Annotated in this window: 9 protein-coding genes; 4 read left to right on the forward strand and 5 right to left on the reverse strand. The window is 31.1% G+C overall.

Annotated elements, in window-relative coordinates; genetic code table 11:
• Positions 1-72 precede the first annotated feature (72 nt).
• Positions 73-432 (reverse strand): toxin-antitoxin system YwqK family antitoxin, encoded by a 360-nt coding sequence (locus ASC44_RS07470; RefSeq protein WP_055446991.1) that lies wholly within the window; start codon positions 430-432, stop codon positions 73-75.
• A gap of 393 nt (positions 433-825) precedes the next feature.
• Here ASC44_RS07470 and ASC44_RS07475 point away from each other — a divergent pair, with 393 nt between their 5' ends.
• Positions 826-2,028 (forward strand): porin, encoded by a 1,203-nt coding sequence (locus ASC44_RS07475; RefSeq protein ID WP_055446992.1) that lies wholly within the window; start codon positions 826-828, stop codon positions 2,026-2,028.
• Positions 2,029-2,101: 73 nt separating this feature from the next.
• Entirely contained in the window at positions 2,102-4,381 is a 2,280-nt protein-coding gene (locus tag ASC44_RS07480) for an inorganic phosphate transporter (RefSeq protein WP_055446993.1), read from the forward strand.
• Positions 4,382-4,443: 62 nt separating this feature from the next.
• On the opposite strand, the gene chrA is transcribed toward ASC44_RS07480, so the two are convergent.
• The gene (chrA, locus tag ASC44_RS07485) at positions 4,444-5,568 is read right to left on the reverse strand and encodes a chromate efflux transporter (RefSeq protein WP_055446994.1); all 1,125 of its coding nucleotides are present in this window, start codon (positions 5,566-5,568) and stop codon (positions 4,444-4,446) included.
• Positions 5,569-5,718: 150 nt separating this feature from the next.
• Between chrA and ASC44_RS07490 the strand changes: the two genes are divergently transcribed.
• The gene (locus ASC44_RS07490) at positions 5,719-6,576 is read left to right on the forward strand and encodes an OmpA/MotB family protein (RefSeq protein WP_152973292.1); all 858 of its coding nucleotides are present in this window, start codon (positions 5,719-5,721) and stop codon (positions 6,574-6,576) included.
• A 352-nt stretch (positions 6,577-6,928) separates the two neighbouring features.
• On the opposite strand, the gene ASC44_RS07495 is transcribed toward ASC44_RS07490, so the two are convergent.
• The 3 genes from ASC44_RS07495 to ASC44_RS07505 all read right to left on the reverse strand — a co-directional run bounded on the left by ASC44_RS07495 (position 6,929) and on the right by ASC44_RS07505 (position 11,220).
• A complete protein-coding gene (locus ASC44_RS07495; protein WP_055446995.1) occupies positions 6,929-7,606 on the reverse strand; it encodes a hypothetical protein in 678 nt (225 codons plus the stop codon).
• Between the two features lie 531 nt (positions 7,607-8,137).
• Positions 8,138-9,943: a ribonucleoside-diphosphate reductase subunit alpha gene (locus ASC44_RS07500; protein WP_055446996.1), complete on the reverse strand. Its 1,806-nt coding sequence runs from the start codon at positions 9,941-9,943 to the stop codon at positions 8,138-8,140.
• A 2-nt stretch (positions 9,944-9,945) separates the two neighbouring features.
• Positions 9,946-11,220 carry a ribonucleotide-diphosphate reductase subunit beta gene (locus tag ASC44_RS07505; protein WP_055447922.1) on the reverse strand — a complete coding sequence of 425 codons (1,275 nt, stop codon included), beginning with the start codon at positions 11,218-11,220 and terminating at the stop codon, positions 9,946-9,948.
• A 682-nt stretch (positions 11,221-11,902) separates the two neighbouring features.
• On the opposite strand from ASC44_RS07505, the gene ASC44_RS18040 reads away from it, so the two are divergent.
• A complete protein-coding gene (locus ASC44_RS18040; protein WP_161805009.1) occupies positions 11,903-12,049 on the forward strand; it encodes a hypothetical protein in 147 nt (48 codons plus the stop codon).
• The last annotated feature ends 3 nt before the right edge of the window (positions 12,050-12,052 follow it).

A 12,052-nucleotide genomic window follows, 5' to 3' on the forward strand; every position in this document is an offset into this window, starting at 1 on the left:
AATAAAACTATTACAAATAAAAAAACATCTTCAGTCTAATATAATTTTTTTATTTGTAATAGTTTCAATAATCTAATTATTATCAGCAACCGGAGATTTTACCTTCCAATCACTAACACTTGTAATCGCATTATTGTTATAATCTACTTCTTTTAGAGTAGCATCTTTCCAGATTAACCACTTGCCGACTTTTTTACCATTATCATAATTTGCAGAAACTTGTTTCTTGCCTTGTGTGTTATAACTAAGCCACTCACCTTGTAATTTACCATCTGCAGTATAAGCACCTGTTTGGCTTACAACTCCATTGTCATGATAATAAACAACTTCTATTAAATTAGTGTCTTCGTTAAGTTTTAAGTCTCGCTTTTCTTGAGCGAAAGTTACCACAGCCATTAAAAAGGCAATTGAAAATAAAATTGATTTCTTCATAATTATGGGTTTTAACATTATAATTCAAAGATACGTATTTAGTAACATTAAAACAACAATTACGTAACATTAAATTAACATTGCGACTGCAACTACTTGTTTATTAGAATTTTAACTATTTTATTTAACTCCAAAAAGCTTAATAATTACTTAATACTAGGTTTACATTAACTTTAACTAAGGTTACCATCTTTGCTATGTCTTAAGACAAACAATTAGTTTTTCATATAATCTATTAGTTTTTGTCGACTACATTATTATGATTTCTAATGAGGCTGCTTTGGCCAAGGCAGCCTCTTTTTGTATGTTTTTACATTAAAAAGTTAATTATTTAGAAACATTCAGTTAACATTAGAATCAGTTATTTGCATCGACAAAAAACTAAAGATTATAATGAGACTTAAAATTACCCTAACGGCATTATTTTTATGTGCTTTAATTTCTACGAATGCACAAGAAATAAGTGACACTAAATTTGGTAAAGGCATGATAAACTTTACGGCAAAAGATAGTTCGTTTAGTATAAAATTTGCTCCAAGATTTCAAGTCCGCTCAATATCTTCATGGGATTATGACGGCAATCAATACGAAAGTCCAGAACATAATTTTATTGTACGCCGAGCACGTTTAAAGTTTAGTGGCTTTGCTTACAGTCCTAAATTAAAATATAAAATAGAGTTAGGCGTCTCTAATAGAGATATTTCTGGTGCAAATGACTTTAATAGAAACACACCTCGAATTATTCTTGATGCTGTTATTATGTGGAACTTTGCCGAAAATTTTGAACTTTGGGCTGGACAAACAAAATTACCAGGAAACGTAGAGCGTGTTGTATCTTCTGCAAATCTTCAATTAGTAGATCGCTCTTTATTAAACAGTCGTTTTAATATAGATCGTGATTTAGGTATCCAATTACGACATAAATTTAATTTAGGAGGTGATTTTTTAATGCGTGAAAAACTAGCCATTTCTCAAGGAGAAGGACGTAATGTTAGTGAAGGGAATATTGGTGGACTACAATACACCGGTCGCTTAGAGTTTTTACCATTTGGCGAGTTTCAATCTAAAGGAGATTATATCCAAGCTGCTATAAAAAGAGAGCAAACACCAAAATTAATGATAGGTGCTACATATAATTACAACCAAGATGCAGTTAGAGACCGTAACGGATTAGGAGATTATATGTTTAGAAGTGACGACTCATTATACGAAACAGACATTACAACCGTGTTTATAGATACAATGTTTAAATATAAAGGCTTCTCTTTTATGGGAGAATATGCTTCTCGTAGTGCAGAAAATCCTATTGCCATTGACTTAGACGGTACACCAACTGGAGATGTTGTTTTAACTGGAAATGCATTAAATTTGCAAGCTGGTTATATGTTTAAAAGCAATTACGAAATTGCAGGACGCTTTACCACATTAGATTTTGATACAGTAACAGGAAGCGACCCTCAAGAACAATACACTTTAGGCGGCTCAAAATACATTGTTGGTCACAAATTAAAGGTGCAGAGTGACTTAAGCTATACAACTGTAGCTGGCAATAAAGATAACATCACCTTTAGAATTGGATTCGATATACACTTTTAAACAATAATTATTTAATAACATTGAGATAACATTACAATAGGTATCACTCAAGATATTTGCAAAATCAAAAATTATGGAAAACATGTATTTATTTATGTTAATTGCTATTACTGTATTGGCAGTAGCAGATATTGTAGTTGGAGTAAGCAACGATGCAATTAATTTCTTAAACTCAGCGATTGGTTCTAAAGCTATTTCTTTGCGAACAATAATGATAGTTGCTAGTTTAGGTATCTTTATTGGAGCTGTATTTTCTAGCGGAATGATGGAAGTAGCACGTAAAGGTATTTTTGTGCCTGCGATGTTTAGTTTCGAAGAGATTATGTACATTTTTATGGCCGTAATGATTACAGATATTCTATTGCTAGATTTCTTTAACACCTTAGGTTTACCAACCTCAACAACTGTATCTATTGTCTTTAATTTATTAGGAGCAGCTGTAGTTATGTCTTTAATTAAAATTAACGCACCAGATAGCACACAAACTTTAGCAGATATAGGTGACTATATAAATACAAAAAAGGCCGTAGAAATTATTCGAGGTATTGTAATGTCTGTTTTTATAGCTTTTACTGTTGGAGCTTTTGTACAATGGCTATCAAGATTAGTTTTTACTTTTCAATATGAAAAAAGAATTAAAAACTTTGGTGCCTTTTTTGGAGCCTTCTGTTTAACAGCTATTACCTATTTTATCTTTTTAAAAGGATTAAAAGGTTCACCATATTACAACGATTTAAAAGGATTTATTGAAGGTAAAGAAATCCTTATTATCCTTGGTAGTTTTTTACTATGGTTGGGTGTTTCTTTTGCTTTTCAAACCATTACAAAAAAATCAATATTATTAGTAGTAATCGCAGTTGGAACTTTTGGTTTAGCATTAGCATTCTCTGGTAACGATTTAGTGAATTTTATTGGTGTACCAATGGCTGCATATCACTCTTACGAAGCATGGATTGCTGGAGGTATGGATAGCACAATGTCTATGTCTATTTTAAGCAAAAAAATGCCAGCAGAACCTTTTCTACTATTTATCGCTGGTGCAATAATGGTTTTAACATTATGGTTTTCTAAAAAAGCTAAAACAGTTGCTGAAACTGAATTAAGTCTATCTCGTCAAGGAGATACACATGAAAAATTTGAACCAAACATGTTGTCAAGAGGTGTTGTAAAAGGTACAACTTGGTTATCTAATGCTATAAGTTCTATTATACCTAAGTCGCTTCAAGAAAGTATGGGTAAAAGTTTTGAAAAACCCGATACTGCTGCCTTAACGAAAGATCAAAGTATAGATGCTCCTGCTTTTGATATGATTAGAGCTTCGGTAAACTTAATGGTTGCTGGTGTTTTAATTGCTATTGCAACATCCATGAAACTACCATTATCTACAACATATGTAACGTTTATGGTTGCTATGGGATCGTCTTTTGCAGATCGCGCTTGGGGAAGAGAAAGTGCTGTTTATAGAGTTGCTGGTGTATTAAATGTTATTGGTGGTTGGTTTGGTACTGCATTTGGTGCATTCATGGCAGCTGGTATTGTAGTATTTTTAATTAGCTGGAACCCAAGAGTAATGACTCCTATTTTATTGTTAATAACAGGATTCTTATTAGTTAGAAACTATTTAGCACATAAAGAATCTTCAAATAAAACAATTGATGAAGACAGCTTAAAAGCAACTGGAAGTAGCTCTGTACAAGGTGTAATACATGAAAGCGCTAGTAATATTGCAAGTGTGGTAAAACGTGGAAACACTATCTATAGTAATGCTATTAGAGGTCTTGCAAAACAAGATACTTCGTTACTTAAAAAGAATAAAAAACAGGTTACTAAACTATCGGATGAGGTAGATAGTTTAAGAGATAACATCTTCTATTTTATTAAAAATTTAGATGAAACAAGTCTTAGAGCGAGTAGTTTCTATATTAATATTTTAGGCTACTTACAAGACATGACACAATCTTTAGAATATATATCAAAAGCAAGTCATAAACACATTAACAACAACCATAAAAACCTTAAGTTTAGTCAGATTAAAGAACTGAAAGAAGTTAACGTAGCTTTAGAAACACTTTTTAATGATACTAAAAATGCTTTCGATTCTAGATCATTCGAACAAATTGGTGGTATTATAGGTCGTAAAAAGGAATTATTTGATTTAGTTACTTCAAAAATTGTTAAGCAAGTTGCAAGAACAAGAACTGAGGAATCTAGTCCAAAAAATACAACGCTATACTTTAGCTTATTACTAGAAACTAAAGATTTATTATCTGCAACCATGAACTTATTAGAAGAGTATTACGCTTCTCATGATAGTTCTGTAGAAATAGCAACTATTCCAGAGACCGAAGAATAGACAATCTATTATAAAGACAAAGAAAGCCATCACTTAAAATGATGGCTTTCTTGTTTTAATAACTATAAGACCTTAATTAAAACGAAACCAAGCGCTGCTCCCATTACAATAATCCAAATTGGACTTACTCTAGATTTAAAAACCAATACTGTTGCAATTATTGCTATTACTATGCCTCTCCAATCTAATAACGTTTCTTTTGCCATTATAACTAATACTGAAAGCATAACAGCAACTGCCGCAACATTGACCGCATCTAAAAAGTAACGTAATATTTTAGAGTTTCTCATTTTTGGAATAAAAGGATTGAGAATTAATACGAATAAAAACGAAGGTAAAAAGATACCTGTTGTAGCCGCTAAAGCTCCACTAAATCCTGAAAGCTGATAGCCTATAAAAGTAGAAGTCGATAATACTGGTCCAGGTGTAAACTGCCCAACTGCAATAGCATCTATTAATTCTGCTCTTGTTAACAAACCTGTTGTTACTAACTCTGCATCTAAATAAGCAAAAAGCACATAACCGCTTCCATATAAAATAGCACCCACTTTTAAAAACACCAAAAACACTTTTAATGTGGATAAATTTGCCAACACAGCACCTATTCCTGAAGAAAAAAGCAGGGGAGAAAAACTGTTTAGGCTTGATATCTTTTTTTCTTTAATATAAAAATAGAGCATTCCTAAAACTCCTGCCCCTAATAGCGCCGTAATTTCGTTTACACCTAATAGTGTAACAATTAAAACTAACACACCTAAAACAGCTAATTCTTTAGATTTAACAGCTTTCTTGCCCAACTTTATAACTGCTGCTGCTATAATAGCTAGTACTGCTGGTTTAATACCAAAAATAAAAGGAGCCACTTCTGGCAACTCTCCATACTTAACATACAAATAAGCCAATAAAGCAGTAATAGTAATTGCTGGTAAAATAAAGGCTAATCCTGCTACAAAAAGACCTTTGTTACCAGCACGTTCGTAACCACAATGCATAGTCATTTCTGTAGAATTTGGTCCTGGAATTAAATTAGTAGTTCCAATAAGGTCTAAAAAATAATCACGCGTCATCCATTTGCGTTTGGTTATAACCTCATCTTCCATCATTGCAATATGTGCTGCTGGACCTCCAAAGGCAAAGCACCCTAATTTAAAAAACACCAACGCAACTTCTTTTAGCTTACTGTCCATTATTTTTTTATTCTTTTAAAAGCTTCAATATAATTAATCTAATATCAAATAATAGACATTGTCATTTGTTAAAGTTTATTTAAAATCTAATTATAACAAAGTCCATAAATGTATATTCATCGTAACTATATTAAATTCTAAAACTTAATTATGACTATTAAAAAAACAGCAACAGCAGTATTCGCATTTATTATCCTTGCAAGTTGTGTCTCAAAAAAGAAATACGTAGCACTAGAGCAAGAAAAAGGTGAAGCTATTAGTGAACTAACTAAAACTAAGATTGAGAAAGAAGAACTTGAAGCAAAATTCGCTAAAATTGAAACTCGTGTAAGTGAATATAACGCAAAAATAAACTCTTTAGTTACAGACAACGAAGGATTACAAATAGAAAATGACAGTAAAATTGACATAGCTCCAGATGGTACTGTGGCGTCAAATTTAACGAAACAACAAATGAGAAATACTTTAACTAAAGTAGATCCATATAAGTTGAGTCAAGCAAGAACATTAAAAGATTCTATGAATCTTGCAGTAGAGTACAGTTTAAATCGTGTAATTGATACAAGTTCTTTAAATGAAGATGAAGATATCTCTGTAAATATTAACGAAACTGTAGTTATGATTTCTATTAGCGATAAAATGCTTTTTAACAGCGGAAGCTATAGATTAAGTAACAAAGCAAATGGTATTTTGAAAAAATTAGCAGATGTTATAAACTCTGAGCCAAGTATAGATGTTATGGTTGAAGGTCATACAGATGCTAGAACAATTAATACAGCTAAGGTTTCAGATAATTGGGACTTAAGTGTTTTAAGAGCAACTTCTGTTGTTAGAAAATTACAAAACGATTTTAATGTTGCACCAGAAAAATTAATTGCTTCTGGACGTAGTAGTTACCAACCTTTAACAGATAACACATCTAGAGAAGGACGTTCTAAAAACAGACGTACTAGAATAATTTTACTTCCTAATATTGATAAGTTTTTTGCTTTAATGGCAGCGAACTAATATTAGTAAATTAATATTATAAAAAAAGCATCTTCTAAACGAAGATGCTTTTTAATTTAAGAAACTATTTTCTTCTAGTCTCTTTCACAGTAGTTGCTGGATGCTTTTCTGCGTACTTCTTAGTAACATACTCACCAGTCTTAGCACTTCTGTGCTTCGTTATTCTAGCTTTTGTCGCCATAATAATTAAGGTTTTAATTAAACAATATGAAAATTCTTTTTTGCCTAATCATTTTATATATTTGAGCTCTGAAAATCAACTAATAAAACATTAGGTTCTGGACAGAAGTTCCTTTTTTCCAGATTTAAACTTTTATATAAAGCGCATCAATTGAGTTGAAGCGCTTTTTATTTAAGCTACATTCCAAATAGATTTTACTTCTTCACAGATAAACTCTATGTCATTAATCGCTTTAGGGAAATTATTTGGTGTTGAAATAACTTTTTCACCAAATACATCAATCGACAAACAAAGTTCCTCTAAAACATCTTCTCCTTCTTCTGCTACCACTTCTTTAAGATACTTATATATTAAACTTGAAATATATCGTGACTGTTGATTATCAAAAATATTGTTTTTAGAAATGTGAACTTTAACACCTCCTATATAAACTTTCTCATTTATTTTAAGTTTATAAATAACGTCCGGAGAAATAATAATTTCTACTCCATTAATTATTATAGATTTAGATGGAACTTTTTTTATTATTTCATTTGGTACATCTTTAAGTAGTTTTGGTAATTTAATATTGACAAATCGCCTTAAGGCTTCTAACGAAACTTGTCTATTAGCAATTTGTCTTGGCATTTCAGGTTTTCTAAGCTTAAGTTCTTCAATACCATTTAAAATTGGCTCTAAATCACAATTAGTTGAAATTGCTTTTCTAATTCTAGCTTTTGGTAATTGATACCAAGCAACCATAAATTTATTTGGCTGTTTTTGTTGCTTAATGATTCTTCTTTTTTTCGCATCACTTCCGTTTGAAAAATCAGCTAATTGATTTATTGATATCACGTAATTACTCTTCATGTTTATTAAATATTTAATTTGAACACCACTTTAATTAAGTGAAATTCTAGTTGTTAACATATTGTAGCAGATTAGTTGATAAATTATTAGACCCATAAAGTCTTATATAATTAGACTTATCAACAACTTTGCTATCAGTTGAAATATTTAACTTGGCTGAAAGATTCTAATTTCGTACGTTTGGAGAACGAAAAGAGAGGTGAGCTAACCTCATTTCCTTTTTTTAATACAACTTAGGCGTCGGAACCAATTTTGTAATCAAAAAAACCAAGTGGGATATTTCGATATCCCTCTGTTTTTTTTCTTTTCTAACTCTTCATTTATTTTACTATCATTTATATAAAAATAGTTCTAAACCTTTTTATAGGCTAATTTATATGATAATCGTTGTCAACAAGTTTTCACTAAAAATTACACATAAAAACCTGTTAAACAACACTTTGTATTGTTTTTAACAATTCAAAATTGAGCCTTAAAAAACCATCTATATTTCAAGATGGTTTTCTTAAATTTTTATCTAAACAGTACTAATTATCCTTCACAACTAGCACACTCTTTCTTTTGTTTAAATTTCTGAGCAGCATTCATACTGTGTTGGTAATACAGAGATTTAACTCCTAATTTCCAAGCTGTAACATATATGTTATTAATCTCTTTAACTGGCATATCTGGATGTACCATTATGTTTAAAGATTGTCCTTGATCGATATGGTTTTGTCTATTTGCTGCTTGATAGATTAATGTCATTTGATCTATTTCAGAATAGGTTTTAAACACTTCTTTTTCATGATCTGTAAGTCCTTCTAAATGTTGTACAGAACCATCAAAATCACGTATACTCTTCCAAGTATCTACAGTATTTAATCCTTTCTCTTTTAACAGCTCTAATAAAAACGGATTTTTAATAGTCGTTTTTATTTTTGCAATATCTTTTACATAACAGTTAGACCAAATTGGCTCGATACCTTGAGATACTTGTCCTAAAATAAATGCTGAAGATGTTGTTGGCGCTACTGCATTTAAAGTAGTATTACGTCTTCCGTATCCTTTTAATACTTCTGGCTCTCCAAATAACTCAGCTAACTCTTCTGATGCCTTAACAGACTTCTCTTGAATGGTTTTAAATATTTCACTATTTAAATCAAACGCTTCTTGGCTATCAAAAGGTAACATTTTAGATTGTAATAAAGAGTGCCATCCTAAAGCTCCTAAACCTAAAGCTCTATTTTCTTTAGAAAAATTATAAGCTTTTTCCATGAACATGAACGTTTGCCTATCGTCTCTATTATCTGAATCTCTATAATCCTCTAACTTTGTAATAAACTCTTCTAAAACAGCATCTAAAAACTGTACCATAGTTTCTACGGCATCAGTATCTTTCCACTTATCGTAATGTAATACGTTTATTGAAGACAATACACATACAAAAGACCATCTGTCGTTTGTTGGTAACATGATTTCCGAACATAAATTACTCGCGTAAATTTCATGATTTTTATCTTGATACACATCTGGAGCTGTATTGTTAGCATTATCTCTAAAAAAGATATAAGGATACCCTATCTCTCCTCTACGTTGTAATACTTTTGCCCAGATTGCTCTTTTGTCTTGATCTCCGTCAATCATTTCTTGCATCCAGTCATTCCCAACAGTAACACCATGTGTTAATTCTTGTATTGGGTTTCCTTCTGTTCCTATTTCTAAAAACTCGTGAATATCTGGGTGATCTATTGGCAAGTAAGGAGAAAAACGGCCTCTTCTTACAGAACCTTGACTTACTACATCTACCATTTTTTCAAACAGTTGCATAATATGTACTGCTCCAGAAGATTCTCCGTTATTTTTAACAGGAGCACCTCTATGACGTAACTTACCAAAGTAACCAGAAGTACCACCTCCTAATTTAGACATCATTCCTACTTCAGATTGTGTATATAGAATATCTCCCATATCATCATCTATATGCGATCCAAAACAACTAATTGGTAAACCTCTTTTTTTACCAAAGTTAGACCAAACTGGAGAAGCTAATGAGTAATAGCCTTCTGCCATATAACCATAAAACTTATCTGCAAAGCCATCGATTTTTAAAATAGATTCTGCGTTCTCTGCAATTTCTCTTATACGTTCTTCTGGAGTTGTATCACCTGTTAGGTAACCTGAAGCTAAAAACTTACGACTGTTTTCTGTTAACCACTTAATCTCTGGTTGCGCAGTAGCTTCTTTTTTATTTTCTTTAATAGTTTCTTTTCTAGCGTTAATTAATTCATCGTAGTTAGATGCTTTTGCATCTTGACCTAGATTTGCTTCTGTGTTTTGTTTCGTTTGGTTGCTCATGTTTAAAATAAATCGTCGCTAGTTATACTTTTTGTTCTTTTACTATAGTTTATTGATCGCTTAACAAAGAAATCTCCATGTTTAGTTCCAATGATTTCGTCGTCAAACCATTCGGTTTGGGCAATTAATTTTTCGTCTACTTCAAATACTTTTTCAATTCCTATACTTTCTAAAGAGTTATTAAAACGATTTTTAATAAATTCATTTATAACATCTTTTGGTAAGAAATCTAATTCTCCAGCCTCAAAAATCCAGTCTATAATATCACTTTCAGACTGAAATGCTTCTTTACACAAATCTTGTACTTGAGTTGCGTGCGCTGCATCAAACCAAGTTGGATTTTCGTCTTTAATTATTTTAAGTATATCAATACCAAAATCACCATGTATTTGTTCTTCTTTAGAAGTTGCTTCCACTACATTAGACACACCTTTAAGCATGTTCTTATGCTTATTAAAAGCCATAATTATTAAAAACTGAGAGAAAAGAGACACATGCTCTATAAATAAAGAGAATAATAAAATAGATTCTGAAAACTCTTTATTGTCTTCACTTTTCGAATTTTTTAATGCAATCTCTAAATACTGCACGCGACGCATTATTACAGGCTTCTTTTTTAAGTTTTTAAACTCATTGTTTAAACCTAAAATTTCCAATAGATGTGAATAGGCATCATGATGTCTTACTTCACTTTCTGCAAAAGTTGCGCCTACAGATCCAATTTCTGGCTTAGGCATTTTGTTATACAAATCTCCCCAAAAACTTTTAACTGCAACTTCAATTTGCGAAATAGCTAGCATTGTGTTTTTAATAGCATTTTGCTCTACTATAGTTAATCTTGTTTTAAAATCTTGTATATCACTTGTAAAGTTGAATTCTGAATGAATCCAGTACGAATGTCTAATAGCATCTACATACTCATTAAGTGCTGGATACTCGTAAGGTTTTAGGTTTATTCGCTTTTCAAAAATATTTGTTTTTCTATTTCTAGTTTGCTCATCTCTATATAAGATATAAGCCTTAGCCACATCGTGAAATGCACTTTCCATTAACTTCTCTTCAACAAGATCTTGCACTTGTTCTACAGTTGGTAAGTATTGGTTATCTATTTCCTTTCTTCCTACTAACGTACTTAAAACGTTTGAAGAAATTTCTTGCGCATCCTCTTTAGTTCCATTTCCGACAGAAAGCATTGCCTTTTCAATAGCATTAGAGATTTTATTTAAAACAAAAGGGCTTGTTTCGTAATCTCTTTTTATAATTTGTGTAATCTCCATATTTCTTGTATTAATAGCTAAAGTGACACGAGAACGCTTAGTGTCATTCAATATTATTTGTTAATCTATAAAAACGGTTTAAAATTTCCCTTTTTAAGGGAATAATGTGAGGTTTCTAAAAAGACGAATTTTCAGTTCTTATTTCTATTTAAGAACATAAAAAATGTACTCTTTTTAACCTCCACAAAGATTGCTATTTGTAGCTTAAAAAGAAAGGTCATTTTGCAAACGTTTTCAACAAGTTTTTAACAAAACGGTAAAGCCCTTTGTTTTAGGGAGTTCTTTCTAAAATTTATAACTAATTGTTTTTTAGTGAATTAAAATTAACTTAATCGCTTAGCAGCAGTGAAATAAGCATTCTTGATTTTTTTAAAATCACAAATATTCTATTATAAAATTCAATTAAAATATTGAATAATTTTTGAGTAAAGACGTTAATCGGTGATTTTGACAAATTAACGACTCAGCTGCTTTATAAAATTAAACCAAAAGCGCATTTTTTTGACGAACAACGTCCAAAATTAGGATTCAAAAATACTAGAAGTGCTACTTTGTAATTTCAAAAAAAAATAAATTCAAAATTCGCAAGTATTTTACTTACAGATAAGGGTATTAACAGAGAAGATTCTGCAAAAAGAAAAGAAATTAATAAAAAAGAAAATCTGTTGGCATCGACGCAACCTTGCAACGTTTAGAATATTTCTCTAAAAACTACAACCACGCTTACAAAATTAATAATGAAGACTTAGACAAGAACGATAAGCCGATTGGTAAAAAAGCGAATATAGAAATCACGATTCAAGAAATTTATGATTTAAAAACAGGGTAGAAT

Source organism: Lacinutrix mariniflava (assembly GCF_001418015.1).
Taxonomy (GTDB): domain Bacteria; phylum Bacteroidota; class Bacteroidia; order Flavobacteriales; family Flavobacteriaceae; genus Lacinutrix; species Lacinutrix mariniflava.

Bases quoted from the DNA above. Each gene is read 5' to 3' on its own strand.
- ASC44_RS07470 (WP_055446991.1), bottom strand. From the start codon at position 432: ATGAAGAAATCAATTTTATTTTCAATTGCCTTTTTAATGGCTGTGGTA.
- ASC44_RS07480 (WP_055446993.1), top strand. From the start codon at position 2,102: ATGGAAAACATGTATTTATTTATGTTAATTGCTATTACTGTATTGGCA.
- ASC44_RS07495 (WP_055446995.1), bottom strand. From the start codon at position 7,606: ATGAAGAGTAATTACGTGATATCAATAAATCAATTAGCTGATTTTTCA.
- ASC44_RS07475 (WP_055446992.1), top strand. From the start codon at position 826: ATGAGACTTAAAATTACCCTAACGGCATTATTTTTATGTGCTTTAATT.
- ASC44_RS07500 (WP_055446996.1), bottom strand. From the start codon at position 9,943: ATGAGCAACCAAACGAAACAAAACACAGAAGCAAATCTAGGTCAAGAT.
- ASC44_RS07490 (WP_152973292.1), top strand. From the start codon at position 5,719: ATGACTATTAAAAAAACAGCAACAGCAGTATTCGCATTTATTATCCTT.
- chrA (WP_055446994.1), bottom strand. From the start codon at position 5,568: ATGGACAGTAAGCTAAAAGAAGTTGCGTTGGTGTTTTTTAAATTAGGG.
- ASC44_RS07505 (WP_055447922.1), bottom strand. From the start codon at position 11,220: ATGGAGATTACACAAATTATAAAAAGAGATTACGAAACAAGCCCTTTT.